Source organism: Streptomyces sp. NPDC058371 (assembly GCF_042723265.1).
In the GTDB taxonomy this organism is placed as follows: domain Bacteria; phylum Actinomycetota; class Actinomycetes; order Streptomycetales; family Streptomycetaceae; genus Streptomyces.
Genome location: NZ_JBHXJC010000006.1, coordinates 200,924 through 226,329, shown reverse-complemented (window position 1 = coordinate 226,329; position 25,406 = coordinate 200,924). Strand labels below are relative to the sequence as shown.

The 25,406-nt window shown below is 70.0% G+C and carries 22 protein-coding genes and 5 tRNA genes; 16 read left to right on the top strand and 11 right to left on the bottom strand.

All coding sequences use genetic code 11. The annotated features are described in order from the left end of the window. The first annotated feature begins 10 nt into the window (after positions 1–10). From ACFWM2_RS20635 to ACFWM2_RS20625, 3 genes are all read left to right on the top strand, one after another. A complete protein-coding gene (locus ACFWM2_RS20635; RefSeq protein WP_383281610.1) occupies positions 11–2,341 on the top strand; it encodes a polysaccharide lyase 8 family protein in 2,331 nt (776 codons plus the stop codon). A gap of 154 nt (positions 2,342–2,495) precedes the next feature. Next, complete coding sequence (locus tag ACFWM2_RS20630) at positions 2,496–4,088, top strand: acyl-CoA carboxylase subunit beta (protein WP_383281607.1); 1,593 nt, start codon at positions 2,496–2,498, stop codon at positions 4,086–4,088. Between the two features lie 57 nt (positions 4,089–4,145). Beyond that, positions 4,146–4,340 (top strand): acyl-CoA carboxylase subunit epsilon, encoded by a 195-nt coding sequence (locus tag ACFWM2_RS20625; RefSeq protein ID WP_383281605.1) that lies wholly within the window; start codon positions 4,146–4,148, stop codon positions 4,338–4,340. 178 nt (positions 4,341–4,518) lie between these two features. Here the strand turns inward: ACFWM2_RS20625 and ACFWM2_RS20620 are convergent, their stop codons facing one another. From ACFWM2_RS20620 to ACFWM2_RS20585, 8 genes are all read right to left on the bottom strand, one after another. Next, positions 4,519–5,100, bottom strand: coding sequence for an ATP/GTP-binding protein (locus ACFWM2_RS20620; protein ID WP_026248371.1), 582 nt, complete (start codon positions 5,098–5,100; stop codon positions 4,519–4,521). Next, the gene (locus ACFWM2_RS20615; RefSeq protein WP_383281602.1) at positions 5,081–5,674 is read right to left on the bottom strand and encodes a DUF742 domain-containing protein; all 594 of its coding nucleotides are present in this window, start codon (positions 5,672–5,674) and stop codon (positions 5,081–5,083) included. Before ACFWM2_RS20615 ends, ACFWM2_RS20620 begins: the two co-directional genes overlap by 20 nt. A 94-nt stretch (positions 5,675–5,768) precedes the next feature. Beyond that, positions 5,769–6,182, bottom strand: a complete 414-nt coding sequence (locus ACFWM2_RS20610; protein ID WP_005479603.1) for a roadblock/LC7 domain-containing protein — start codon at positions 6,180–6,182, stop codon at positions 5,769–5,771. Positions 6,183–6,192: 10 nt separating this feature from the next. Continuing rightward, positions 6,193–9,444 (bottom strand): nitrate- and nitrite sensing domain-containing protein, encoded by a 3,252-nt coding sequence (locus ACFWM2_RS20605; protein WP_383281599.1) that lies wholly within the window; start codon positions 9,442–9,444, stop codon positions 6,193–6,195. A gap of 364 nt (positions 9,445–9,808) precedes the next feature. Further along, positions 9,809–10,387 carry an ATP/GTP-binding protein gene (locus tag ACFWM2_RS20600; RefSeq protein ID WP_383281597.1) on the bottom strand — a complete coding sequence of 193 codons (579 nt, stop codon included), beginning with the start codon at positions 10,385–10,387 and terminating at the stop codon, positions 9,809–9,811. Continuing rightward, complete coding sequence (locus tag ACFWM2_RS20595) at positions 10,368–10,766, bottom strand: DUF742 domain-containing protein (RefSeq protein ID WP_383281594.1); 399 nt, start codon at positions 10,764–10,766, stop codon at positions 10,368–10,370. Before ACFWM2_RS20595 ends, ACFWM2_RS20600 begins: the two co-directional genes overlap by 20 nt. Positions 10,767–10,877: 111 nt before the next feature. Then, complete coding sequence (locus ACFWM2_RS20590) at positions 10,878–11,291, bottom strand: roadblock/LC7 domain-containing protein (protein WP_010984127.1); 414 nt, start codon at positions 11,289–11,291, stop codon at positions 10,878–10,880. Between the two features lie 9 nt (positions 11,292–11,300). After that, positions 11,301–15,143, bottom strand: coding sequence for a nitrate- and nitrite sensing domain-containing protein (locus tag ACFWM2_RS20585; protein ID WP_383281591.1), 3,843 nt, complete (start codon positions 15,141–15,143; stop codon positions 11,301–11,303). A gap of 595 nt (positions 15,144–15,738) precedes the next feature. On the opposite strand from ACFWM2_RS20585, the gene ACFWM2_RS20580 reads away from it, so the two are divergent. The 9 genes from ACFWM2_RS20580 (at position 15,739) to ACFWM2_RS20540 (ending at position 19,841) form a co-directional block, all read left to right on the top strand. Further along, complete coding sequence (locus tag ACFWM2_RS20580) at positions 15,739–15,927, top strand: hypothetical protein (RefSeq protein ID WP_383281588.1); 189 nt, start codon at positions 15,739–15,741, stop codon at positions 15,925–15,927. 212 nt (positions 15,928–16,139) lie between these two features. After that, positions 16,140–16,916 carry a fumarylacetoacetate hydrolase family protein gene (locus ACFWM2_RS20575; protein ID WP_383281585.1) on the top strand — a complete coding sequence of 259 codons (777 nt, stop codon included), beginning with the start codon at positions 16,140–16,142 and terminating at the stop codon, positions 16,914–16,916. Next, on the top strand, positions 16,909–18,384 hold the full coding sequence (gene gltX / locus ACFWM2_RS20570) for a glutamate--tRNA ligase (protein ID WP_383281582.1): 1,476 nt from the start codon (positions 16,909–16,911) through the stop codon (positions 18,382–18,384). The genes ACFWM2_RS20575 and gltX overlap by 8 nt, the downstream gene beginning before the upstream one ends. Before the next feature lie 106 nt (positions 18,385–18,490). Beyond that, positions 18,491–19,243, top strand: coding sequence for an HAD family hydrolase (locus ACFWM2_RS20565; protein ID WP_383281579.1), 753 nt, complete (start codon positions 18,491–18,493; stop codon positions 19,241–19,243). A gap of 91 nt (positions 19,244–19,334) precedes the next feature. Further along, positions 19,335–19,406, top strand: a tRNA-Gln gene (locus ACFWM2_RS20560). A 41-nt stretch (positions 19,407–19,447) separates the two neighbouring features. After that, a tRNA-Glu gene (locus ACFWM2_RS20555) sits at positions 19,448–19,520 on the top strand. Positions 19,521–19,582: 62 nt separating this feature from the next. Further along, a tRNA-Glu gene (locus tag ACFWM2_RS20550) sits at positions 19,583–19,655 on the top strand. Positions 19,656–19,676: 21 nt separating this feature from the next. Beyond that, positions 19,677–19,748: transfer RNA gene (locus ACFWM2_RS20545), tRNA-Gln, on the top strand. 20 nt (positions 19,749–19,768) lie between these two features. Beyond that, a tRNA-Glu gene (locus ACFWM2_RS20540) sits at positions 19,769–19,841 on the top strand. Between the two features lie 194 nt (positions 19,842–20,035). Here the strand turns inward: ACFWM2_RS20540 and ndgR are convergent. Continuing rightward, positions 20,036–20,752, bottom strand: coding sequence for an IclR family transcriptional regulator NdgR (gene ndgR / locus ACFWM2_RS20535; protein WP_006383662.1), 717 nt, complete (start codon positions 20,750–20,752; stop codon positions 20,036–20,038). A gap of 190 nt (positions 20,753–20,942) precedes the next feature. Here ndgR and leuC point away from each other — a divergent pair, with 190 nt between their 5' ends. The 4 genes from leuC to ACFWM2_RS20515 all read left to right on the top strand — a co-directional run bounded on the left by leuC (position 20,943) and on the right by ACFWM2_RS20515 (position 24,282). Continuing rightward, positions 20,943–22,373, top strand: coding sequence for a 3-isopropylmalate dehydratase large subunit (gene leuC / locus ACFWM2_RS20530; RefSeq protein WP_383281575.1), 1,431 nt, complete (start codon positions 20,943–20,945; stop codon positions 22,371–22,373). Between the two features lie 6 nt (positions 22,374–22,379). Beyond that, positions 22,380–22,973, top strand: a complete 594-nt coding sequence (gene leuD / locus ACFWM2_RS20525; RefSeq protein WP_383281572.1) for a 3-isopropylmalate dehydratase small subunit — start codon at positions 22,380–22,382, stop codon at positions 22,971–22,973. Between the two features lie 277 nt (positions 22,974–23,250). Continuing rightward, positions 23,251–23,481: a hypothetical protein gene (locus ACFWM2_RS20520; protein ID WP_365428986.1), complete on the top strand. Its 231-nt coding sequence runs from the start codon at positions 23,251–23,253 to the stop codon at positions 23,479–23,481. A 138-nt stretch (positions 23,482–23,619) separates the two neighbouring features. Next, a complete protein-coding gene (locus ACFWM2_RS20515) occupies positions 23,620–24,282 on the top strand; it encodes an HU family DNA-binding protein (protein ID WP_383281569.1) in 663 nt (220 codons plus the stop codon). 97 nt (positions 24,283–24,379) lie between these two features. Here the strand turns inward: ACFWM2_RS20515 and ACFWM2_RS20510 are convergent, their stop codons facing one another. Together ACFWM2_RS20510 and cofC are read right to left on the bottom strand one after the other, a co-directional pair. Further along, positions 24,380–24,583: a hypothetical protein gene (locus tag ACFWM2_RS20510; RefSeq protein ID WP_383281566.1), complete on the bottom strand. Its 204-nt coding sequence runs from the start codon at positions 24,581–24,583 to the stop codon at positions 24,380–24,382. An 89-nt stretch (positions 24,584–24,672) separates the two neighbouring features. Then, a complete protein-coding gene (cofC, locus tag ACFWM2_RS20505) occupies positions 24,673–25,320 on the bottom strand; it encodes a 2-phospho-L-lactate guanylyltransferase (RefSeq protein WP_383281563.1) in 648 nt (215 codons plus the stop codon). Between the last annotated feature and the right edge of the window lie 86 nt (positions 25,321–25,406).

Genomic DNA, 25,406 nt, shown 5'->3' with positions numbered 1-25,406 from the left:
GGTAGACGGCATGGACATGACTCCCACGCGCCGTACGTTCCTGCTCGCGGCGGCCCTGACGGCCACCGTCATCGCCTCACCCCCCGCGGCCGCCGCCGCGGCAGCGGCCGACGAGTACGACACCCTGCGCCTGCGCTGGCTGGGCATCGCCCTCGGCGCCGGCTACGACCCGGCCGCCGAGCCGTACGCCTCCCGGCTCCGCGAGACCGGTGAACTCGCCCGTGGCTTCCGCGCGACCATGGCGCCGACGGCCGCCTCCCTGTGGCCGGGCCAGCCCTTCGACCCGCCGGCCGGCATCACCCAGAGCTACAGCAGGCTGTGGACGATGGCCCAGGCGTACGTTCAGGACGGCACGGGCTCGACCGGCGACGCGGCCCTGCTCGCGGACGTGATCCGGGGCCTCGACCACCTCACGGCGACGGTCTACAACCCCTCCACCACCCGCTACGGCAACTGGTGGGAGTGGCAGATCGGCAGCCCCCGCCTCCTCATGGACATCGTCGCGGCCCTCCACGACGAGCTCACGGAGCCCCGGCGGGCCGCCGCCTGCGCCGCCGTCGACCACTTCGTCCCGGACGCGATGCTCGGCGACTACACGGGCACCTCGACCGGCGCCAACCGTGTCGACCTGTGCCGCTCGGTGGCGCTGCGGGGCATCCTCGGCCGCGACCCCGGCAAGATCGCGCTCGCCAGGGACGCCCTCTCGCCCGTCTTCCCGTACGTGACGAAGGGGGACGGGCTCTACGCGGACGGCTCGTTCGTCCAGCACACCTGGATCGCCTACTCGGGGACGTACGGACAGGTCATGCTCGACGGACTCGGCCGGCTCTTCGCGCTGCTCGCGGGGTCCGGCTGGGAGGTCACCGACCCGAACCGCAGGATCGTCCTCGACGGCGTCGAGCACGCCTACGCGCCCCTGATCCACGACGGTCTGGTGATGGACGGCGTCAACGGCCGAGCCATCAGCCGCGGGTACCTCAAGAGCGACGACCAGCACGTCATGCGCAGCGACCACTTCCACGGTCAGGGGCTGATCGCCGCGATCGCGCTGCTGGCCGCCGGCGCGGACCCGGACGCGCGGGAGCGCTGGCACGGGCGGATCAAGGGGTGGATCGCCCGCGACACGGTGACCCCGGTCCTGACGGCTCCCCAGTTCGGGGTCGCCGACCTGGCGCGGCTGCACGCCGTCGCCGACTCCGCCACCGCACCCGCCCCCGAGCCCACCGGGCACCGGCTCTTCGCCGCCATGGACCGGGCCGTGCACCGCGGCGCCGGCTTCGCCGCGCACCTCTCCATGGCCTCGGAACGGATCGCCCACTACGAGTGCGGCAACGGGGAGAACCCGCGCGGCTGGCACACCGGGGCCGGGATGCTGCTGTGGTGGGCGGGGGACTCGGGCCAGTACACGGACTGGTACTGGCCGACGGTGGACTGGTACCGGCTGCCCGGCACCACCGTCTCCACCCGGCGGCTCGCCGACCGGGCGGGCGGCGAGTGGGGCGAGCCCAAGCCCGCGGTGCGCTGGACCGGTGGGACCACGGACGGCACCTTCGCGGCCGTCGGCCAGCACCTCAAGGGGCTCGGCTCGACCCTGGAGGCCCGCAAGTCGTGGTTCTGCGTCGCGGACTCCGTGATCTGTCTGGGCGCGGGCATCACCGCCACCGACGGCGTGCCCGTCGAAACGGTGGTGGACAACCGCAACCTCGGCGAGAACGGCGCCCAGCGGTTCACGCACGCCCGCGGCTGGGCCCACCTCGAGGGCCACGGCGGCTGGGTCTTCCCCGGCCGCGGCGGTACGACGGCCCTGCGCACCCTGCGCGAGGACCGCACCGGCGCCTGGGCCGACATCAACACCACGAGTACGACCGAGCGGCGCACCCGGCGCTGGCAGACGCTCTGGCTCGACCACGGCACCGACCCCGCCGGTGCCACGTACGCCTATGTCCTGATGCCCGGCGCCTCGCCGCGCGCCGTCGCCGCCCGCGCCGCCGACCGTCACTGGCTGCACGTCCTCGCCAACGACGTCCGGAGCCAGGCCGTCCATGTCGACTCACTGGGGCTGACCGCAGCGAACTTCTGGGAGGGCGGTACCGCCGGTCCGCTCACCGCCTCGGCGGGCGCGAGTGTGCTGGTCCGGCGCAGCGGGCGCACCGCTACGGTCTGCGTGAGCGAGCCCCCGCGCACGGGAGGTCCCCTGGAGATCGTCTGGGACCGGCCGGTGCGCGGGGTAGTGCGAGCGGATCCGTCGGTCGATGTACTCGCCACGGGCCGCCGTCTGCGGCTGCGCGTCACCCCAGGGATGGCATGTGCCACTCACGAATGTGAGGTGACTCTCAGCTGACCTCTTTGTGTGACCCCTACAAGCCGACAGGCCCCTGAGCAGTCAGATCGCCTGCATGTGGCTGTGGTTCTGTTCAGGGGTACCAGGAAAACGGGCCGGAGACTGTACGGAGTCGACGGCCCGCTTTCCTTGGTGGACTTCGTAAGGTCGCTACATGACCGTTTTGGACGAGGCTGAACCCACCGGGGGCGAACCCACGGACGCGCGCGGGCGTGTGGCCGAACTGCACGCGATCCGTGCGGAGGCGCTGCGTGGACCCAGCGACAAGGCGACCGAGGCGCAGCACGCCAAGGGCAAGCTGACCGCCCGGGAGCGCATCGAGCTGCTGCTCGACCCCGGGACGTTCCAGGAGGTCGAACAGCTGCGCCGGCACCGGGCGACCGGATTCGGCCTGGAGAACAAGAAGCCGTACACCGACGGTGTCATCACCGGCTGGGGCACGGTCGAGGGCCGCACGGTCTTCGTCTACGCCCATGACTTCCGCATCTTCGGCGGCGCGCTGGGCGAGGCCCACGCCACGAAGATCCACAAGATCATGGACATGGCCATCGCGGCCGGGGCGCCGCTGGTCTCCCTCAACGACGGCGCGGGCGCCCGTATCCAGGAGGGCGTCTCCGCCCTCGCGGGCTACGGCGGCATCTTCCAGCGCAACACCAGGGCGTCCGGCGTCATCCCGCAGATCTCGGTCATGCTCGGCCCGTGCGCGGGCGGCGCGGCCTACAGCCCCGCGCTGACGGACTTCGTGTTCATGGTCCGCGAGACCTCGCAGATGTTCATCACCGGACCGGACGTCGTCAAGGCGGTCACCGGCGAGGAGATCACCCAGAACGGCCTGGGCGGCGCGGACGTGCACGCCGAGACGTCGGGCGTCTGCCACTTCGCCTACGACGACGAGGAGACGTGCCTCGCCGAGGTGCGCTACCTGCTGTCGATGCTCCCGCAGAACAACCGGGAGAACCCGCCGACGGTCGCCTCCGAGGACGCCGCCGACCGCCGCTCGGAGGTCCTGCTGGACCTGGTCCCCGCGGACGGCAACCGCCCGTACGACATGACCAAGGTCATCGAGGAACTCGTCGACGACGGCGACTACCTGGAGATCCACGAGCGCTGGGCCCGCAACATCATCTGCGCGCTGGCCCGTCTCGACGGCCAGGTGGTCGGCATCGTCGCCAACCAGCCGCAGAGCCTCGCCGGTGTCCTGGACATCGAGGCCTCCGAAAAAGCTGCGCGCTTTGTCCAGATGTGTGACGCTTTTAACATCCCGATCGTGACGCTTCTGGATGTCCCCGGGTTCCTCCCGGGCGTCGACCAGGAGCACGGCGGAATCATCCGCCACGGCGCCAAACTGCTGTACGCGTACTGCAACGCGACCGTGCCGAGGATCTCCCTGATCCTGCGCAAGGCCTACGGAGGTGCGTACATCGTCATGGACTCCCAGTCCATCGGTGCCGATCTCACGTACGCCTGGCCGACGAACGAGATCGCCGTCATGGGCGCCGAAGGTGCCGCCAACGTCATCTTCCGTCGTCAGATCGCCGAGGCCGAGGACCCCGAGGCCATGCGGGCCCGCATGGTCAAGGAGTACAAGTCCGAGCTGATGCACCCGTACTACGCGGCGGAGCGAGGCCTGGTCGACGACGTCATCGACCCGGCGGAGACCCGCGAGGTGCTCATCCGCTCCCTGGCGATGCTGCACAGCAAGCACGCGGACCTGCCCTCCCGCAAGCACGGCAACCCCCCGCAGTAACCCTGCGGATCCTCCGCGGTACCACCGCGGAAACCTCTCTCACGGAGACTGACACCCATGAACACCCCTGACATCCGCGTCGAGAAGGGCCACGCCGAGCCCGAGGAAGTGGCTGCCATCACGGCCATCCTGCTGGCTCGCGCCGCCACCGCCCCGGCCGATGCCCCGGCCCACCGCGGCCGCCTCAAGGCCGGCTGGCGCCGCCTGGAGCGCGAGCCCGGCTTCCGGGCCCCGCACAGCTGGCACGGCTAGGCCGCGCCGGCAGCAGCGCTACGAAGGTGGCCCCCTCCGATCCGTCGGAGGGGGCCACCTTCCTGTCTGCCGGGCTCCCTGACGGCCTGGACGGCGCCGTGCGTCACGGCATGCAGATGGGCCCCTCCGGTGACCGGAGGGGCCCATCAGTACGAGCGGGGGCGGTGCGCGCGAGGTGTCAGCGCAGGCGAGCCATCAGCGCGTGCTCGACCAGCGTGATCAGCGCGCTCTTGGCGTCGGCGCGGTGCCGGGCGTCCGTCGTGATGATCGGGGTGTCCGGGCCGATCTGGAGCGCCTCGCGCACCTCGTCGGGGTTGTACGGCTGGTTGCCGTCGAAGCCGTTGAGGGCGATGACGAACGGCAGACCCGAGTTCTCGAAGTAGTCCACAGCCGGGAAGCAGTCGGCGAGCCTCCGGGTGTCGACCAGCACGATGGCGCCGATGGCGCCGCGGACCAGGTCGTCCCACATGAACCAGAAGCGGTCCTGGCCGGGGGTGCCGAACAGGTACAGGATCAGGTCCTGGTCCAGGGTGATGCGGCCGAAGTCCATGGCGACGGTCGTCGTCGTCTTGTCTCCGGTGTGGGTGAGGTCGTCGATGCCCGCGGACGCGGACGTCATGACGGCCTCGGTGCGCAGCGGGTTGATCTCCGAGACGGCCCCGACGAACGTGGTCTTGCCCACGCCGAAGCCGCCCGCCACCACGATCTTCGCGGACGTGGTGGAGCGGGAAGGCCCTCCGCTAGAGCTTGCGAAGTCCACTGAGCACCCTTTCGAGCAATGTCACGGCTGGCTGGCCGCCGGCGCTCTCGTCGCCGCCCGGCTGATGAATGGCGACCAGGCCCGCCTCCGCCAAGTCGGCGACGAGAATCCTGGCCACACCGAGAGGGATGGTCAGCAGGGCCGAGATCTCGGCCACCGACTTGATCTCCCGGCAGAGATTGCAGATCCGCTGATGCTCGGGCAACTGGCCCTGCATCTGGTGCGGTTGAGCTGTGGTGTGCACCAGCGCCTCGATGGCGAGCTGGTAGCGGGGCCTGGTACGGCCACCCGTCATGGCGTACGGACGGACCAGGGGATTGCTCGCGGCCCCCGCGGGGGCCGCCTCAGGGGTGCGTCGCTGCGGCTGCACGGGCTGGATGCGCGGCGCCGCGGGCTGGTCGTACGGCGAGGGCCCGGGGCCCTGGGGCGCGTACGGCTGCTGCCGGCGGTGGCTCGGCGCGGAGGGGAAGTTGTACCGGTTCGGGTTCTGCGAACCGTCACCCTGGCCGCCCTGCCCCTGGCCGGGACCGTACGACCAGTTGCCCGAAGACGAACCGCCTGGGGGTGTTGCCACTTTCTCCTCCTCCGACTGTGCCGGGCACCCATCACTGTGGGACCGCGTCCCGAAACCTTACGGCCACGGAACGCCAAAACGCACCGTCCGTCTGTTAGTTGAGAAGGCTCCCCTGGAGCTCCGCACGGAGATCCGGGGTCAGGACCGTACCTGCGCGGTCCACCAGAAGTGCCATCTCGTACCCGATGAGACCGATGTCCGCCTCGGGGTGTGCGAGGACCGCGAGCGACGAACCGTCGGAAACGGACATGATGAAGAGGAATCCCCGCTCCATCTCCACAACCGTCTGGTTCACGCTGCCACCCTCGAAGATGCGGGAGGCACCCGCCGTCAGCGAGGTCAATCCTGATGCGACGGCCGCCAGCTGGTCGGCACGGTCGCGGGGAAAGCCTTCGGACATCGCCAGAAGGAGTCCGTCGGCGGAGACCACCACCGTGTGGGACACCCCGGGGGTGTTGTCCACGAAGTTGGTGATCAACCAGTTCAGGTTCTGCGCCGCCTGGCTCATCGGGCTCACACTAACGCTCCTGGTTGTAGGTGCTGTCAGGACCGAGGCCCTGGCCGTTCGTCTCACTGCCTGCGTTCCGCCCCCGCTGCACACCCCGGCGCAGGTTGCTCAGCCTGCCCCGGACGTCCTCGGGAGCGCGGGAGACCTGGGGGCCGCCCTGAGGGGTCGATTCCGCGGTGCCCTCGACCAGGTTGGCCTTGGGTACCCGCCGCGGCAGACCGGACGAGGTGACCCCGCCGGCCTTGGGCTTCTTGAGCTGTTCGGCGCGCTGCCACCGGTCGTCGTTCGACGAGCGCCAGTCACCGTTGCTCTGCGCGACCGGGGCCGGAGCCGGGGTCGGAGCCGGTGCCGGCTCCTGGGCCGCGCGCTGCCGACCGTCATTGCCGCTCGCGGTGGATCCGCGGCGGGGCAGCCCGGCATCGGTCAGCGCGTGGGCGGCGGAGGGGGCCGGACCCGGACGGGTGAAGCCTACGCGGTCCTGCTCACTTGCGTCAGCGGCCTGTGGGGATTCCGTTTCCGGAGCGTAATCGGACCGGTACCCACTCTGGTAGCTGTCCTGGCGCGGCCAGTCGTCCTGGTAGGACTGCTCTTCGAAGGCAGAGAACGGCTCCGGGGCGGCGGTGTGGCCGGCCGGGCGCTCGTCCTGCGCCGGCTCCGCGTAAGCGGGTTCCGGATAGCCGCCGTTCGGCGCGAAGTACGTCTCGTCGTACGCAGGCTGCTGCTGCTCCTCGTACGCCGTCTGCTGGTCGTACGCCGCCCGCTGCTCCTCGTACGGGCTCTGCCCGTTGTCGTAGGCAGGTCCGGTCTCGTACGACGGCTGTCCGCTGTCGTAGGACGGTTGTCCGTTGTCGTACGCGGGCTGCTGCGCGTCGAAGTCGTCCTGGTACCGGGGGGCCTCGATGGCCTCCTGGCCCTGCGCCTGGGCCTCCAGGGCCGCACGGCGCTCCTCACGCATCAGCGAGCGCCCGACGGGGTCCAGCTCCCGTATGTCGTCCGGGACCTCGGTGTAGCGGCTGTCGTCGAAGCCGAGCTCGGCGGCTGTCCGCAGGGGCTCCTGGGCCTGGAAGGGCTCCGGCTGGAAGGACTGCTGCTCCGGCATGATCTGCGAGACGGTGAACTCGTCGCGCTGGAGCTGCTGCTCGCCGCCACCACCATGGGTGATCGCGTCGGGGAGCATGACGAGCGAGGTCGTACCGGCCTGCTCGCCCGAGGGGCGCAGCTGGACGCGGATGCCGTGCCGGTCGGACAGCCGGCCGACCACGAACAGGCCCATGCGCTGCGAGATCGCGACGTCCACGGTGGGCGGGTTGGCCAGCTTGTGGTTGATGTCCGCGAAGTCCTCGGCGGTGAGGCCGATGCCCTTGTCGTGGATCTCGACCATGATGCGGCCGTCCGGCAGCCGGGTCGCGGTGACGCGGACCTTGGTCTGCGGGGAGGAGAACGTGGTGGCGTTCTCCAGGAGCTCGGCGAGCAGGTGTACGAGGTCGGTCACGGCGCGGCCGTGGATCTCGGCCTCCGGGACACCGGACAGCTCGATGCGCTCGTACTGCTCCACCTCGGAGGAGGCGGCACGCAGCACGTCGACCAGCGGCACCGGCTGGTCCCAGCGGCGGCCCGGCTCCTCGCCGGCGAGGACCAGGAGGTTCTCGCCGTTGCGGCGCATACGGGTCGCGAGGTGGTCAAGCCGGAAGAGGTTCTCCAGCTGGTCCGGGTCGGCCTCGTTGTTCTCCAGGTCGGTGATCAGGGTCAGCTGGCCCTCGATCAGCGACTGGTTGCGGCGCGAGAGGTTGGTGAAGATCGCGTTGATGTTGCCTCGCAGGAGTGCCTGCTCGGCGGCGAGTCGTACGGCCTCGCGGTGGACCTGGTCGAAGGCGCGGGCGACCTCGCCGATCTCGTCCGTGGTGGTGATGGGGATGGGCTGCACCCGGGTGTCGACGCGGCCCGGATCCGTGCGCGAGAGCTGGTCGACCAGCATCGGCAGCCGCTGCTCGGCAACGCTGAACGCGGCGTTGCGCAGCTGGCGCATGGCGCGGCTCATCTGGCGGGCCACCATGCCGGCCAGGATGAACGCGGCGAGCAGGGCGACGACGACCGCGGCACCGGTGATGAAGGTGGACCGCTTGGCGTCGTCGGCGATACCGGCGGCCTCGGTCACGGCCTTGTCGGCGAGGTTCGACTCGATCGTGCGGTAGGCGTTGAACTTGCCCGTGTTGACCGCCCACCAGTTCTGGGCGGTGATGCCCTTCGCGGCGAGCGTCTGGCGGGCGGCGGGCTCCGTGGACTGGAGGTTGGCCAGCGCGGAGACCATCTGGGTGGGGTCGGACGGCGGCGGGACGTAGGTCTGACCCTTGGCCGCGGCGGCCGCGGCCGCCTCCTTGGCCTGGGCCGCGCCGTCGGACTTCAGCTTCTTGGTGGCCGTGTCGAGCGTGGCCGCGTCCTCCGCGGTACCACCACCGACGTACTCCTCGACGGAGATGCCTTCGAGGTACGCGTACGAGGAGATGGCGAGCCGCTGGCTGGCCAGGCTGCCGTCACCGGGGCCGGGCTTGACCAGCAGGTGCATGCCGATGGAGCGCTCCAGGGAGAGCGCCGCCTTCGCCAGCGAGATCGCATAGACGGTGCGGCCGTAGCTGGTGATGTTTCCGGTGCCCAGACCGAGCTCGTTGGCGAACTCCATCAGCGGGTGCTGGATCTGGACATAGCTCTCCTCGGTCTTCACACCGGGGAGCTTGGAGGTGTACGCGGCCTTGCGCAGTCCGTCCAGGCCGGGCTCGACCTTGCGGAAGAGAGTGAGACGGCGCTCCAGACCAGCCTTGTTCGGCATGTTCCGGGCAGCTGCGTCGAATGCGTCGGCGGCCTTGTCCGTGGCGGCACGTGCCTTCACGACGGTCGCGTCCTTCTGTCCCGCGCCGGACAGCAGGGGAGCGGCGGTGACGTCGCGCTCCTCGATGAGCTGGTTGGCGTAGGACAGCGAGGCCTGCACGAGCCGTGCGGTCTTCTCGGCGTCCTGGGCTTCCTGCCAGGTGTCGACCGAGCCCTTCACCTGGAAGCCGCCCATGACCAGGCCGACCAGCACGGGTATGAGCAGAATCGCGTTCAGCCGGGTCGGCACGCGCCAGTTGCGGGGGGAAAAACGTCCGCCGCTCGGAGCCGGCGCCGCAGTCGGCTCCGGGCCGGACACTTGTGCGGGCGCCGCTCCGCGCGGCGGCGGGGTGAAGTTGCCCCGTGCCGACGGCTCGGGACCGTTCTTGCTTCGCCTCACTCGACCAACAACCTCTCGGCGTCGGCACCTACGTTGTGCCGCGGTGTCTCAGCGCCCTCGTCTACTGGGCAGTTCAGGCATTCCAGCACGTCAGGCAGCGCTCTTCCAAACACTCGGAACCGAACATTCCGAGTGATGCATGCCCTAGATAAAACGGTCATAAAGAACGAGCCCCGCCAAAAGGCGGGGCAACCATGAGCGCAGTGACACCGACTGACCGCGACGCGTTGCGGTGCCAGTGGATTTCTCTGTCGAAACGTTATGAACACTGAGGCCGACCGTGTCAAAAGACACAGTCGGCTCCAGAGTATCTACGACAACTGCCGTATTGCGTTACCGACTTGAGTGCTGTGTGACCGCTCCGCTACCTCAAGCGAGCCATCAGCGCGTGCTCGACCAGCGTGATCAGCGCGCTCTTCGCGTCGGCGCGGTGCCGGGCGTCCGTCGTGATGATCGGTGCGTCCGGGCCGATCTGGAGCGCCTCGCGCACCTCGTCGGGGTTGTACGGCTGGTGCCCGTCGAAGCCGTTGAGGGCGATGACGAACGGCAGACCCGAGTTCTCGAAGTAGTCGACCGCGGGGAAGCAGTCGGCGAGCCTGCGGGTGTCCACCAGGACCACCGCGCCGATGGCGCCGCGGACCAGGTCGTCCCACATGAACCAGAAGCGGTCCTGGCCGGGGGTGCCGAACAGGTACAGGATCAGGTCCTGGTCCAGGGTGATGCGACCGAAGTCCATGGCCACCGTGGTGGTGGTCTTGTCCCCGGTGTGGGTGAGGTCGTCGATGCCCGCGGACGCGGACGTCATGACGGCCTCGGTGCGCAGCGGGTTGATCTCGGAGACGGCGCCCACGAAGGTGGTCTTGCCGACGCCGAAGCCACCCGCCACCACGATCTTGGCGGAGGTGGTCGCGCGGCCCCCTCCGTCAGAGCTTGCGAAGTCCACTGAGCACCCTTTCGAGCAGTGTCACGTCCGGCGCGCCGCCGTTGCTCTCGTCGCCACCAGGCTGGTGGATGGCGACGAGTCCGGCCTCTGCGAGGTCCGCGACAAGAATCCTGGCCACACCCAGAGGCATGGACAGCAGGGCCGACACCTCGGCCACCGACTTCACCTCTCGGCAGAGGTGGCATATTCGCTGGTGCTCGGGGAGCAGCCCCATCAGCTGCGCCGGGTCGGCCGTGGTGCTGATCAGCGCCTCGATGGCGAGCTGGTAACGCGGCCGGGTCCGGCCGCCGGTCATCGCGTACGGACGTACCAGCGGCTGGTCGCCCTCTTCCTCGTACGACGGTGCGTACGGATCATGAGAGGCGTTGGGCGGGGTCATGAATCCTCCGGGCGGGACAGCAAGTCGGTCAGTCGAGCCGTCTAGAGAGGGCCGGTGGGGGGATTGTGGCGGCCGGACGGTGATTGCGTGAGTTCGCTGGAACCAGAGCCGTCAGTGGAGCAGACTGCCCTGTAGTTCGGCGCGCAGGTCGGGCGTGAGCACAGCGCCCGCGCGGTCGACGAGCAGTGCCATCTCGTAGCCGACAAGGCCGATGTCGCACTCGGGGTGGGAGAGGACCGCCAGCGACGATCCGTCCGAGACGGACATCAGGAAAAGAAAACCGCGTTCCATCTCGACGACCGTCTGGGCCACCGTGCCGCCCTCGAAGATCCGGGATGCCCCGGCCGTCAGTGAGGTGAGCCCGGACGCGACCGCCGCGAGCTGGTCGGCGCGGTCGCGCGGGAATCCTTCGGACATGGCCAGAAGGAGTCCGTCGGCGGAGACCACCACTGTGTGGGACACCCCGGGGGTGTTGTCCACGAAATTGGTGATCAACCAGTTCAGGTTCTGTGCCGCCTGGCTCATCGGGCTCAACTAGTGCTCCTGCTGGTGAGTGGGGCTGGGGAAGCTGCCGGTCTGGCCGGTACCGGCCTGGCGACCCTGCTGGATGCCCCGACGGAGATTGGTCAGCCGGCCGCGTACGTCATCGGGCGCACGCGAGACCTGCGGACCGGGCTGGTGCTGTTGCTGCTGAGCCGTGCCCGCGACGAGGTTCGCCCGCGGGACCCGGCGCGGCAGGCCGGAGGTGGTGACCCCGCCCGCCGACGGCTGACGGACGCGCTCTGCCTGCCGGACGAGATCGTCGTTCGGCGAGGTGCGCCAGGAGGAGGATGCGGCGGCCGGAGTGGCGGCCGGTCGCGAAGGTACGACCGGAGCCTGCGGCGCCTGCTGCTGGAAGGGCTGCGAGGGGCTGCTCTGGGCGCCGTTCTGCCGGGCGCCGTTGCTCTGCGTGCCGTTGCCGCCCTGGACACCTTCCGGCCGGCCGCCGGTGCTCTGGCCGTCCTGACCCTGGTGGAACCAGTTGGTCTCGAGGGTGTCGTACAGCGGCGTACGCCCGTCGCCGGGGCCCGTCGCAGGCGGCAGGGCCTCGGGCTCCTGCGGACGCGCGGGCCGCTGCTGCGGCGCCTGCTGGCGCTGCGGGAACGGCTGGCGGGGCGCACCGAAGTCGGCCGCGTTGCCGGCCTGCGGCCGTGCGAACTGGCCGGTGGCCGACGGGTCCTGGCGGTTGCCGGTGCCCGGGGCCGCGAACTGGCCGGTGCTTGACGGGTCCTGGGAGGCGCCGTAACCCGGGGCCGGGAACTGGCCCGTCGAGGACGGCGACGTCTGGTCCGGGGTGCCGAAGACGTCCGGTCGGACATATCCGCCGGTGTTCTGCGGAGCGGTCGTGCCGGGACGCTGGGCGTTGAAGTCGGGGCGCGCGAACTCCGAGGTGGAGCCGGGACCCTGGCGGTCGTCGATCCGGGGGATCTCCGAGGTCGCACCCGGTCCCTGACGGTCGTCGACACGCGGCATCCGCGAGGTCGAGGACAGGGAATCCGGCTCCTCGTGGCCCCGCGGGGTGTCGAGCGAGGCGCGCGGCACCGGCGGCTGGGCGTTCTCGTCGCTCCAGCTCGGCACGCGCTGCTGCGGGCTGCCACCGGGCAGCTCGGCGCGCGCACCACCACCGCGGCCGGGCAGCTGCGGCCTGCGGCGGCGCGACTCCTTGGCCGGCTGCGGGGGTGCGGCCGCGGGGTTGCCCTGGTGCGTACCGGACCCTCCGTCGCCGAAGCCGCCCTGCTGGGTACCGGATCCACCGTCACCGAAGCCGCCCCGGCGGGTGCCGGTTCCGGGCTCGTTGTAGCCCTGGGGCGCGCCGGTCCCGGCGGCCTGCAGACCCTGCGGGGCGCCCGGCGCGCTCTGGCCGTAGCCACCGGCGCCGGCACCGGCCGGAGCCGGCCTGCCCTGCGACGGGTTGCCCTGGGGCGGCAGACCCTGCGGTCCACGCGCGCCACCCGGTGCTCCCGGGCGACCGCCCTGGTTGCTGCCGGGCAGTGCGGCTCGCGGACCCTGGCCCGCGCCCACCTGGCCGCGCTGCGGCGGGGCGCCGAGAAGTCCGCCGCCGGCGGCGGGAGCGCCGCCGAGGGCGGGGCCGCCCGGCTGGGCGCCACGGCGTGCCGCGGCGACACCGGCGGCTGCCTGCGCGGCGGCCGGACCGCCGACGCCGGGGGCACCCTGACCGGCCTTGCCCGGAAGCTTCTTGCCGCCCTGGGCGACATCGACGGGGAGCATGACGAGCGCGGTCGTACCGCCGGAGTCGGACGGGCGCAGCTGAATGCGGATGCCGTGGCGCTGCGACAGCCGGCCGACCACGAACAGACCCATGCGGCGGGAGACGGAGACGTCCACGGTGGGCGGCGAGGCGAGCCGCTCGTTGATCGCCGCGAGGTCCTCGGGGGACAGGCCGATACCGGTGTCGTGGATCTCGATCAGCACCCGGCCGTCGGGCAGCGCGTGACCGGTGACCTTGACCTTGGTCTGCGGCGAGGAGAACGAGGTCGCGTTCTCGAGCAGCTCGGCGAGCAGGTGCACGAGGTCGTTGACGACCCGGCCGGCGACCTCGGTCGTCGGGACCGAGGAGAGTTCGATGCGCTCGTACTGCTCCACCTCGGAGGCGGCGGCGCGGAGCACGTCGACCAGCGGGACCGGACGGGTCCAGCGGCGGCCGGGCTCTTCACCGGCGAGCACCAGGAGGTTCTCACCGTTACGGCGCATGCGGGTCGCGAGGTGGTCGAGCTTGAAGAGCGAGGACAGCTGGTCCGGGTCGGCCTCGCGCGACTCCAGCTCGGAGATGAGCGAGAGCTGGCGCTGGATGAGGCCTTGCGAGCGGCGCGAGAGGTTGGTGAACATCGCGTTGACGTTGCCTCGCAGGAGGGCCTGCTCGGCGGCGAGTCGGACGGCCTCGCGGTGCACGTCGTCGAAGGCCGCGGCCACCTGGCCGATCTCGTCCCGGGAGTGCACACCGACCGACTCGACGGAGGTGTCGACGTCCTGCGGGTCCGACTCCGAGAGCTGCTTGACCAGCTCGGGCAGCCGGTCCTGGGCGACCTTGGTCGCGGTGTCCTGGAGGCGGCGCAGCGAGCGGATCATGGACCGGGCCACGACGAAGGCGCCGACGAGCGAGACACCGAGGACGAGCAGGATCAGCGCACCGGAGATGATCGCTTCGCGCTCGGACTCGCTGCGCAGCTCACGAGCCTTCTGCTCCATCTGGTTGAGCAGGGTGAGCTCGATCTTGGTCATCTGCTCGATCTTGGCCGAGTCGTCGTCGACCCAGTCCTTGTACGAGCGCTTGTCCTGCGAGCGCATACCGGTCTCGGTGCCGAGCACCCGGTCGGCGTAGGTGTCCGCGGCGACGATCGTCGGGTTGTTGCCGTCGATGGGCTTCGTCAGGTCCTCGGCGCCGTCGCCGTAGATGTTGTCGAAGCTCTCGAGTTCGGACTTCTGGCTGCTCTCGGCCGAGAGCGCGTACTGCCGGTCGTTCTCGGACAGCGAGCCGAAGGTCTTGTCGCTCGCGGGCAGCGCGGCCGCGATGACGGCGCGCTGGACGGAGGCGTACTCCTTGGCGGTGGAGAAGGCCGACAGCGCGCGGGTGCGCTGGATCATGTCCGGGTTGCTGGTCGCCTCTGCCATGTCCTGCGAGAGGTTGAGCAGCTGGGAGATCAGGCGGTGGTACGCCTCGACGGTCTGCGTGGAGTTCTTGGGGTCGTTGAAGGCGTTGTTGCGGACCGTGCTGAGGCTGCCCAGCTCGCTCGCGATACCCACGATGCTGTCGCGGACGCCGGTCAGCTGACCGTTCCCGCTCGCGTCGTCGATCTCCTGGGTGCCCTGGAGGAACGCGGTACGGGCGGTGTCCGTCTTCTCGCGGGCGCCCTTGACGGTGAAGTCGGAGGCCGCGGCGCCGTGCGTGAGCGGGCCGGCCGACTGGTCGCGCTCGTCCTGGAGCGCGGACGCGAGCTCGGTCGCCTGCTTGGTCATGTCCGTCAGCAGCTTCATGTTGTCGAGCTGCTGGATGCTGTCCATCGACTGGTTGATGCGCAGTGCGCCGAGCGAGGTCGCGGCGACCACGGGGAGCGCGAGCAGCGACACCAGGCGGGTGGAGATGCGCCAGTTGCGCAGCGCTATTCGCGAGCCGGGGCCTTCCGGACCCTGCGGCTTCGCGGCCGGCTTGGCGGAACCCGCCGTGCCGGGGCGCGCGGAGCGCTCACCGCTGCCGACGGTCCCTCCCGGTCCCTGGTTCTGGGCGTGCTGGGGCGAGGAGCCGGCTGCCATCGGGCCAGTCCCGCCGTGCGGCTCCGACTCCGCCGAAGCGCTGCCATCCCTCTTGAAACGTCCCTGCACTAGCGTCGCAACCTCTGGACCAGGCGCCTCTCCGTGAAACGGCGAGGCGGTGTCGGCGTCGTTCAGGGGCGCAGTGCGCCCCCTGGTGGTCGTGAGTGACCGGCGCTGCTTCCCCCTTTCCGCCGCCACCCGGCGCTGCGTTGCGCCCTTGCGCGCCGGATCGATCCCGCGGCGGTCCGTGGAATTCCAGCACAGTGCCGGATCTCCAACAAGGCCCGAGTGTCAGGCTGTGACCTCCGTGACAGCTTGTGAGTGGCGCGTCACGAGACGTAGAAAGCGACCCCGCCCATATGGGGCACATGCCTACGAACCGCCGGGCCGGGGCGGGTGTCCCAGTCGACATGATCAGGAGCGGAATGCGACCTTCAGTGGAGCAATGTCCGTTTCGCCGGGCTGGATTGGGGGTCTGAATTGACCTTTTTGCCCACTACGCCGTGAGCAAACTCACACGGAAATCATGGCGTCTTCACGTCTTCGCCAGGGAATTGGATGTTTAGCCTGACGCTTTACAGGGATGGCGAATCCGACAACCAGCGCTTGTGCGACGGCCCTTGGGGCCCGCCCGGCGCCCACACCGACAAGGTCACGAACAACAGTGAAGACGACGATGATGTTCCACAACATAGCCAACCCGCGGCGCACGACGCTGGCGCACCTCACCGACGCGGAGGAGCTGCAGACGCCGGAGCAGCCGGAGCACTCCGTCGACCTTCCCATGCAGACCGCCAATCCCCGTCGCACCGTTCTGATGGAAGCCCCCGTCGCGGTGGCCTTCACGGAGTAGTACGCGGCGGGACCGCGGTCCGCTCACTCCGCCGAGCGCACTCCGGCCCCTCGCCGACCGCACTCCGGCGGGGCGCCCGTGTCACTCCGGCGGGGCGCCGCGGTCGCTCCGGTGGGCCGGCCGCCCGCGGATGTGCGCGAGGTGACCGCCCCTTGCCGCGTTAGCCTGGAGCGTCAGACTTCAGCCAGCTCAGTGAGGGGCGCAAGGATCCCGTGCGCATCGCCAGATTCTCCATCGACGGCAACGTCGCGTTCGGCGCGGTCGAGGGCGACAAGCCGGACGAGCTCGTCCTCGACATCATCAAGGGCATCCCGTTCACGGACTTCGAGCTCTCCGGTACGAAGGTCCCGCTGAGCAAGGTCCGGCTGCTGCCGCCCGTGCTCCCGAACAAGGTCGTGGCCTTCGGCCGCAACTACGCGGAGCACGCGAAGGAGCTGGGCAACGAGGTGCCCGACGCCCCGTTCGCCTTCTTCAAGCCGTCGACCTCCGTGATCGGCTCCGGCGACGAGATCGCCTACCCCTCCTTCTCGAACGACCTGCACCACGAGGCGGAGCTGGCGGTCGTCATCGGCCGCATGTGCCGCGAGGTCCCGCGCGAGCGCGTCAAGGACGTCATCCTCGGTTACACCTGCGCCAACGACATCACCGCGCGTGACGTCCAGAAGCGCGAGAAGCAGTGGGCGCGGGCCAAGGGCTTCGACACCTCCTGCCCGCTCGGCCCCTGGGTGGAGACGGACCTCGACCCGAGCGACCTCACCATCCAGCTCACGGTCAACGGGCAGCAGCGCCAGCTCGGCCGCACCAGCGAGATGATCCACTCCATCGAGGATCTGATCGTCAACATCACCGAGGCCATGACGCTGCTCCCGGGCGACGTGATCCTCACGGGCACTCCGGCTGGGGTCGGCCCCCTGAACGTCGGCGACGAGGTCGCCGTCTCCATCGAAGGCATCGGCACTCTCACCAACAAGGTGATCAAGCGTGGCTAACGCGAACGTCCGCGTACGTTTCTGTCCGTCCCCGACCGGCAACCCCCACGTGGGCCTGGTCCGCACCGCCCTGTTCAACTGGGCGTTCGCCCGGCACAACGAAGGCACTCTGGTCTTCCGCATCGAGGACACCGACGCGGCCCGCGACTCCGAGGAGTCGTACCAGCAGCTGCTCGACTCGATGCGCTGGCTGGGCTTCGACTGGGACGAGGGCCCCGAGGTCGGTGGCCCGCACGCGCCGTACCGCCAGTCGCAGCGCATGGACCTCTACCAGGACGTCGCGCAGAAGCTCCTGGACGCCGGTCACGCGTACCACTGCTACTGCTCGACCGAGGAGCTGGACGCCCGCCGCGACGCCGCCCGCGCCGCCGGCAAGCCGTCCGGGTACGACGGCCACTGCCGCGAGCTGACCGCCGAGCAGAAGACCGCGTACGAGGCCGAGGGGCGGACCCCGATCGTCCGCTTCCGCATGCCCGACGAGGCGATCACCTTCACGGACCTGGTCCGCGGCGAGATCACCTACCTCCCGGAGAACGTCCCGGACTACGGCATCGTCCGCGCGAACGGCGCCCCGCTCTACACGCTGGTCAACCCGGTCGACGACGCCCTGATGGAGATCACCCACGTCCTGCGCGGCGAGGACCTGCTCTCCTCCACCCCGCGGCAGATCGCCCTCTACAAGGCGCTGACCGAACTGGGCATCGCCAAGGAGACCCCGGCCTTCGGCCACCTGCCGTACGTCATGGGCGAGGGCAACAAGAAGCTCTCCAAGCGCGACCCGCAGTCCTCCCTGAACCTCTACCGGGAGCGCGGCTTCCTCCCCGAGGGCCTGCTCAACTACCTCTCCCTGCTGGGCTGGTCGCTCGCGGCGGACCGCGACATCTTCGGCATCGACGAGATGGTCGCCGCGTTCGACATCGCGGACGTGAACCCCAACCCGGCCCGCTTCGACCTGAAGAAGGCCGAGGCGATCAACGCCGACCACATCCGGCTGCTCGACGTGAAGGACTTCGCGGAGCGCTGCGCGCCCTGGCTGAAGCCCCCGTTCGCCCCCTGGGCCGAGGCGGACTTCGACCAGTCCCTCTTCGACGCGATCGCGCCGCACGCCCAGACCCGCCTCAAGGTCCTCTCCGAGATCACGGACAACGTCGACTTCCTGTTCCTCCCGGAGCCGGTCTTCGACGAGGCGTCCTGGACGAAGGCCATGAAGGAGGGCAGCGACGCCCTGCTGCGGACGGCCCGCGAGAAGCTGGCGGCCGCCGACTGGTCCTCGCCCGAGTCCCTCAAGGAGGCCGTCCTGGCCGCCGGTGAGGAGCACGGCCTGAAGCTCGGCAAGGCCCAGGCCCCGGTCCGGGTCGCCGTCACCGGCCGCACGATCGGCCTGCCGCTCTTCGAGTCCCTGGAGATCCTGGGCAAGGAGAAGACCCTGGCCCGCATCGACGCGGCCCTGGCCCGGCTGACCGCGTAACCGTACGACCTGTACGAAATGGGGCGGCGTCCGGACCGGACGCCGCCCCATTTCGTTCTCGTGCGAGCGGCGGACACGGGTGCCCGTCCGGAGTTACCGTCGGCTCATGAGCATCAGGGCCGTGGTCTGGGACGTCGACGACACGCTCTTCGACTACACGGCCGCCGACCGGGCGGGAATGCGCCGGCATCTGTCGGCCGAGGGACTCCTGGAGCGGTACGAGACCGTCGAGCGCGCCCTCGCGCACTGGCGGGAGATCACCGACCAGCAGTGGGCGCGGTTCTCGGCGGGCGAGACCGACTGGGTGGGCCAGCGCCGCGACCGCGTCCGTGTTTTTCTCGGATCCCCCGGATCCCTCGGCCGGTCCCTGACCGACGCCGAGGCCGACGCCTGGTTCGACCGCTATCTCGCCCACTACGAATCGGTCTGGGCCCTCTTCCCCGACGTACTGCCGGTGCTGGACGCCCTCGCGGACACCCACCGGCACGCGGTCCTGTCCAACTCCAGTCTCCTGGTGCAGGATCGCAAGCTGCGCGTCCTCGGTGTGCACGACCGCTTCGAGGCGATCCTGTGCGCGGCCGAGCTCGGTGTCTCCAAGCCGGCCGCGGAGGCGTTCCACGCGGCCTGCGACGCGCTCGGGCTGCCACCGCACCAGGTCGCGTACGTCGGTGACCATCCGGAGATCGACGGCCGCGGCGCCTCCGACGCCGGACTGCTCTCGATCTGGATCGACCGTGACAGCGCTCACACCGTCACGGTCGCCGCGTCCGGCGGCCCGCGCCGGATCGCCTCGCTGGCCGAACTCCCCGCGATCCTCGGCGCGGATACCCGTTTTGGAGCGCCGTCCACCTTCGGGTAATGTTCTTCCTGCGCCGCCGGAGAGCGGGCCGAAAGGCCGGAACCCGGAGGCGCAAACTAAAACAAAATCCCCGTAGGGGGTTGCGTTTCAGTGGCCTATGGTGTAATTGGCAGCACGACGGTTTCTGGTTCCGTTAGTCTAGGTTCGAGTCCTGGTAGGCCAGCTCGCAGAGCTTATCTGCATCGCAGAGGCCAACTCTGCAAGGCCCCCGTTGTGTAGCGGCCTAGCACGCCGCCCTCTCAAGGCGGTAGCGCCGGTTCGAATCCGGTCGGGGGTACAGATCCTTCCCAGGGGGACAGTCCGGGTCGCACCCGCTGACTCTCATGCAGGATCGCTAGGGCCCCCGTTGTGTAGCGGCCTAGCACGCCGCCCTCTCAAGGCGGTAGCGCCGGTTCGAATCCGGTCGGGGGTACGCGGTGGTCTAGACCACCATTGGGCTATGGTGTAATTGGCAACACGACGGTTTCTGGTTCCGTTGTTCTAGGTTCGAGTCCTGGTAGCCCAGCTGGATCACTTGTGGTCCTTGCCCCCGTTGTGTAGCGGCCTAGCACGCCGCCCTCTCAAGGCGGTAGCGCCGGTTCGAATCCGGTCGGGGGTACGCGAATCGATGGCCTCTCACTTCGGTGAGGGGCCATCGTCTTTTGTGCGTCAACTCCGCTTACGGCGCAGTGAGTTCGTCATCCGCCGTACGTCTCCGCCATGAGCCATGAGCCATGAGCCATGAGCCAGGCGTCGCCCGTCGTCCGGGGGAGGGCCTGCCGCGGCGTTGAGGCGGCCCGATCCCGGCGTGGGTCAGCCCGTGCGGCGCAGGGCCTCGGAGAGGCGGCCGGCGGCGTCGATGACCGCCTGGGCGTGCATCCGGCCCGGGTGGCGGGTCAGGCGCTCGATCGGTCCGGAGACCGAGACGGCGGCGACCACGCGGTTCGACGGGCCGCGGACGGGGGCGGAGACGGACGCGACGCCCGGCTCGCGCTCGCCGATCGACTGGGCCCAGCCCCGGCGTCGTACGCCCGAGAGGGCCGTCGCGGTGAAACGGGCGCCCTGGAGGCCGCGGTGCAGGCGCTCCGGCTCCTCCCAGGCCATCAGGATCTGGGCCGAGGAGCCGGCCTTCATGGTGAGCGTGGAGCCGACCGGGACGGTGTCCCGAAGGCCGGACAGGCGCTCGGCCGCGGCGACGCAGATACGCATGTCGCCCTGGCGGCGGTAGAGCTGCGCGCTCTCGCCCGTGAGGTCGCGCAGATGTGTGAGCACCGGTCCCGCCGTCGCCAGCAGGCGGTCCTCGCCGGCCGCCGCCGCGAGCTCGGCGAGCCGGGGACCGAGAATGAAACGGCCCTGCATGTCGCGCGCCACCATGCGGTGGTGTTCCAAGGCCACGGCGAGGCGATGTGCCGTGGGTCGTGCCAGCCCGGTCGCCGCGACCAACCCTGCGAGGGTGGCCGGACCGGACTCCAGTGCGCTCAGGACAAGGGCTGCCTTGTCCAGAACTCCTACGCCGCTACTGTTGTCCATGAAACGATACTCGCGTCTCACTCTGTGAAACGCAAGTTCAATTTTCCCGGGAACGCGCCACCCTTGTACGCATAGCGGCCCGCAGACCAACGGGCCCGGCGGAAGACGTCCGGTACGAGGGGTACGAACGCTGCCGCCCCGGAAATCTCTAGTTGGGCCGGCGCCACACAGGCCGGCCGGAGGGAAAGCGATGGGTAGGACACTCGCGGAGAAGGTCTGGGACGACCATGTCGTCCGGCGCGCCGAGGGCGAGCCCGACCTCCTCTTCATCGATCTGCACCTGCTGCACGAGGTGACCAGCCCGCAGGCCTTCGACGGCCTCCGCCAGGCGGGGCGCCCCGTGCGCCGTCTCGACCTCACCATCGCCACCGAGGATCACAACACCCCGACCCTCGACATCGACAAGCCCATCGCGGACCCGGTCTCCCGGGTACAGCTGGAGACGCTGCGCAAGAACTGCGCGGAGTTCGGCGTACGGCTGCACTCCCTCGGCGACGTCGAGCAGGGCGTCGTCCACGTCGTGGGACCGCAGCTGGGCCTGACCCAGCCGGGTACCACCGTGGTCTGCGGCGACTCGCACACCTCCACGCACGGCGCCTTCGGCGCGCTGGCATTCGGCATCGGCACCTCGCAGGTCGAGCATGTGCTGGCCACCCAGACGCTGCCGCTGGCCCGCCCCAAGACCATGGCCATCACCATCGACGGTGAGCTGCCCGAGGACGTCACCGCCAAGGACCTGATCCTGGCGATCATCACCCGGATCGGCACCGGCGGCGGACAGGGCTACATCCTGGAATACCGCGGCTCGGCCATCGAGAAGCTCTCGATGGAAGCCCGGATGACCATCTGCAACATGTCGATCGAGGCGGGCGCCCGGGCCGGCATGATCGCCCCGGACGAAACCACCTTCGACTACATCAAGGGCCGCGCCCACGCCCCCGAGGGCGAGGACTGGGACGCCGCGGTGGCGTACTGGAAGACCCTGAAGTCCGACGACGACGCGGAATTCGACGCGGAGGTCGTCATCGACGCCACCGAGCTGGCGCCGTTCGTCACCTGGGGCACCAACCCGGGCCAGGGCGCGCCGCTTTCGGCGTCCGTCCCCGATCCCGCTTCGTACGAAGACGCTTCGGAGCGCTTCGCCGCCGAAAAGGCCCTGGAATACATGGGGTTGAGCGCCGGACAGCCGCTGCGCGACATCAAGGTCGACACCGTCTTCGTAGGTTCGTGCACCAACGGCCGTATCGAGGACCTGCGGGCCGCGGCCGCGATCGTCGGGGGCCGCAAAGTCGCCGACGGTGTACGGATGCTGGTCGTTCCCGGTTCCGCGCGGGTCGGTCTGCAGGCCGTTTCCGAGGGCCTGGACGTGGTTTTCAAGGAGGCCGGCGCCGAATGGCGGCACGCGGGCTGCTCGATGTGCCTGGGCATGAACCCCGACCAGCTGGCCCCCGGTGAGCGCTCCGCGTCCACCTCCAACCGCAACTTCGAGGGCAGGCAGGGCAAGGGCGGCCGTACGCATCTGGTCTCGCCGCAGGTCGCCGCCGCCACCGCCGTGCTGGGCCATCTGGCCTCCCCGGCCGACCTGTCCGACGCCGACGCTCGTACGCCCGCTGGAGTCTGATCAGTCATGGAAGCATTCACCACGCACACCGGCCGGGCCGTCCCGCTGCGCCGCAGCAATGTGGACACCGACCAGATCATCCCTGCTCACTGGCTCAAGAAGGTGACCAGGGACGGCTTCGAGGACGGCCTTTTCGAGGCCTGGCGCAAGGATCCGTCCTTCGTCCTCAACCAGCCCGAGCGCAAGGGCGCCACGGTGCTGGTCGCCGGGCCCGACTTCGGCACCGGTTCCTCGCGCGAGCACGCCGTCTGGGCGCTGCAGAACTTCGGCTTCAAGGCCGTCATCTCCTCCCGTTTCGCCGACATCTTCCGCGGTAACTCGCTCAAGAACGGCCTGCTCACCGTGGTTCTGGAGCAGAAAATCGTGGACGCGCTGCAGGAGCTGGCGGAGCGCGACCCGGGGGCCGAGATCACGGTCGACCTGGAGGCCCGCGAGGTACGCGCCGAGGGCGTCACCGCCGCCTTCGAACTCGACGAGAACGCCCGCTGGCGGCTGCTGAACGGCCTGGACGACATCTCCATCACCCTCCAGAACGAGGGCGACATCGCCGCGTACGAGGCCAAGCGCCCCGCTTACAAGCCGCAGACCGTGCAGGTCTGACGGGCGAGCGCCCCGCACGGGCGATCGCACGGCTGATTTCAGCCACCGCAACACCCCTCTGTACCCCCAATCGTGGACGGTTGGGGGTACAGCTGTATCTGCCTCCCGGCGGCCGTGCGGGCCGCCGCCGGAGCCCTCAACTGCCCACGTTACGGCGGAGTTTGGCGGGGTACGCGAACTTCGAAGCCGCGTCGCGCCGAAGCGTTCGAGAGGCCGTCGGAGGCCGCAGTTGCCCCCTGCGCAGGCGACAACTCGCCCCAGATGGCACAATCTGTGCATGGGACACGACGGCCAACTCGAGCTCTATGCGGCAGTCGCGGCCCAACTCAAGGAAGCGCACACAAGAGTGCGCGCACTGCAAGTCCCGGAGGGCGTACGGATGGCGCTGACCCGGAAGCTGCTGGTCATTACGGCCGCGGCCAAGCACGATCTCGCCGATGCGACAAGGCGTCTGGAGCGGTTCACCACCGACCTCGACGAGGGTCGATTCCTCGAAGAGGAACGCTGAGTTACTCCACGACAGTCCGAGTTCGTTGCGGCACAAGGGTGATTAGCCCGTTTCGTGTTTGATTTGCGGTATATATCTGCCTAACGTGCGAAAAAGCTTGAACACTTTCGTTCTGGCAATGTCTCCGAAGGGGAAGACGTGAACAAGGCGCAGCTCGTAGAAGCGATTGCGGACAAGGTCGGCGGGCGTCAGCAGGCCGCCGAGGCGGTCGACGCCGTACTGGACGCCATCGTCCGTGCAGTTGTCAGCGGGGAAAGGGTCTCGGTCACCGGCTTCGGTTCCTTCGAGAAGGTCGACCGTCCGGCCCGTTACGCCCGCAACCCGCAGACCGGGGAGCGTGTTCGGGTCAAGAAGACCTCCGTGCCGCGCTTCCGTGCCGGCCAGGGCTTCAAGGACCTGGTGAGCGGCTCGAAGAAGCTCCCGCGCGGCGGCGAGGTCTCCGTCAAGAAGGCGCCCAAGGGCAGCCTGACGGGTGCGGCTTCGGCGACGGTCAAGAAGGCCGCGGCCAAGAAGACCACCGCCAAGAAGGCGACGGCGAAGAAGACCACCGCCAAGAAGGCGACGCCGGCGAAGAAGACCACGGCCACGGCGAAGAAGGCCACGGCGAAGAAGACCACGGCGACGGCGAAGAAGACCACCGCCAAGAAGACCACCGCCAAGAAGGCGACGGCCAAGAAGACCACCGCCAAGAAGGCGACGGCCAAGAAGGCTCCGGCGAAGAAGGCGACGGCCAAGAAGGCCCCCGCCAAGAAGTCGACGGCGCGCAAGACCACCGCCAAGAAGGCCACCGCCCGCAGGTAGTAGGGGCGCGAGGGCACCTCACGCACCGGGCCGGACTCCCACTGGGAGCCCGGCCCGCGGCGCGTTCAGGGGCGGCCCGGCCGCGCCCTGCGCCCGCTCAGAACGTGTGCAGGGTGACGAGGGTGATCCGGCGGGCCTCGCCGTCGCCCTCGACGTCGACGCGCACCCGCTGCCCGGGCCGCAGCAGTCGCAGTCCGCCCGCGTCGAACGCCGGCGCGTCGAAGGGCACGGGCGTGCCGTCGTCGAGCAGCACCTGGCCGCTGCGGGTCTCGGGGTCGTAGGTGTACGCGGTCGCCTGCATGAGGGGAAGCCTAGGGCCTGTTCCGGTGGCGCACTTCCCGGGGACCTGCGGCCGGTTCGCCCGCGGGTGAGCGGCCGGGGCGTCCGGGATCAGCAGCCGGACTGCCCGGGGATCAGCAGCCGTGCGGCCGCCGCGGCCGTGCGCGGGCCCACGCCCAGCGCCAGCGCCGCCCGCAGATCGTCCCCCGTGTCCACGTCCTGACGTACGGAGTCCACGGCGTCGAGGCCCAGTTCCACGGCACCCGAGGCGCGGTGGCGGGCGCGGGATGCCGTGCCGAATGCCGGCAGCAATTCCCGGCCCGGCGCGGCGGCCAGCAGAGTGGTGCCGATTGCGGCGGCATCGGGGAGAAAAGAGCGGGGGAATTCCGCGGCCGCGTCCAGTACCCGGGCCAATTCCAACGGGCGCAGCGCCGGGAGATCGGCATTCAGGGCCGCCACGGCGCTTTCGGGACTTCTGGAGCGTACGACCGAGGCCGCGTGCGCCAGAGCCGCGTTCAGGCCGCCTTCCGGCTCGTCGGGGACGATTCGGGCGCCCAGGGCGGCCAGCTCCCGCCCGGCCAGCGAATCGTCCGTGACGACCGCCACATTCCGCACCGCGGCGCAGGCCAGCGCGGCTGCCACGGTGTCCTGCGCGAACGCGAGGGCGAGCCCGGGGCGCAGTCCGTCCCCGGCGGTGTCCGCGAGCCTGCTCTTGGCTCGCGCCAGGGCTTTGAGGGGTACCAGCAAGGTCCACTGCACAAGCGCTCCGTCCCTCCCTTGTCGCGCCCATTGTGACCCGGCGCCCGGGGCGGGCCCGCGCCCGGGGCGTACGGTGTTCTCGACAG

What these genes read in the sequence shown, in the direction of transcription:
- ACFWM2_RS20565 (WP_383281579.1), top strand. Translation starts at nt 18,491, where the DNA reads ATGAGCATCAGGGCCGTGGTCTGGGACGTCGACGACACGCTCTTCGAC.
- ACFWM2_RS20625 (WP_383281605.1), top strand. Translation starts at nt 4,146, where the DNA reads ATGAACACCCCTGACATCCGCGTCGAGAAGGGCCACGCCGAGCCCGAG.
- ACFWM2_RS20635 (WP_383281610.1), top strand. Translation starts at nt 11, where the DNA reads ATGGACATGACTCCCACGCGCCGTACGTTCCTGCTCGCGGCGGCCCTG.
- ACFWM2_RS20590 (WP_010984127.1), bottom strand. Translation starts at nt 11,291, where the DNA reads ATGAGCCAGGCGGCACAGAACCTGAACTGGTTGATCACCAATTTCGTG.
- ndgR (WP_006383662.1), bottom strand. Translation starts at nt 20,752, where the DNA reads ATGGACAACAGTAGCGGCGTAGGAGTTCTGGACAAGGCAGCCCTTGTC.
- ACFWM2_RS20520 (WP_365428986.1), top strand. Translation starts at nt 23,251, where the DNA reads ATGGGACACGACGGCCAACTCGAGCTCTATGCGGCAGTCGCGGCCCAA.
- leuD (WP_383281572.1), top strand. Translation starts at nt 22,380, where the DNA reads ATGGAAGCATTCACCACGCACACCGGCCGGGCCGTCCCGCTGCGCCGC.
- leuC (WP_383281575.1), top strand. Translation starts at nt 20,943, where the DNA reads ATGGGTAGGACACTCGCGGAGAAGGTCTGGGACGACCATGTCGTCCGG.
- ACFWM2_RS20595 (WP_383281594.1), bottom strand. Translation starts at nt 10,766, where the DNA reads ATGACCCCGCCCAACGCCTCTCATGATCCGTACGCACCGTCGTACGAG.
- ACFWM2_RS20630 (WP_383281607.1), top strand. Translation starts at nt 2,496, where the DNA reads ATGACCGTTTTGGACGAGGCTGAACCCACCGGGGGCGAACCCACGGAC.
- ACFWM2_RS20610 (WP_005479603.1), bottom strand. Translation starts at nt 6,182, where the DNA reads ATGAGCCAGGCGGCGCAGAACCTGAACTGGTTGATCACCAACTTCGTG.
- ACFWM2_RS20510 (WP_383281566.1), bottom strand. Translation starts at nt 24,583, where the DNA reads ATGCAGGCGACCGCGTACACCTACGACCCCGAGACCCGCAGCGGCCAG.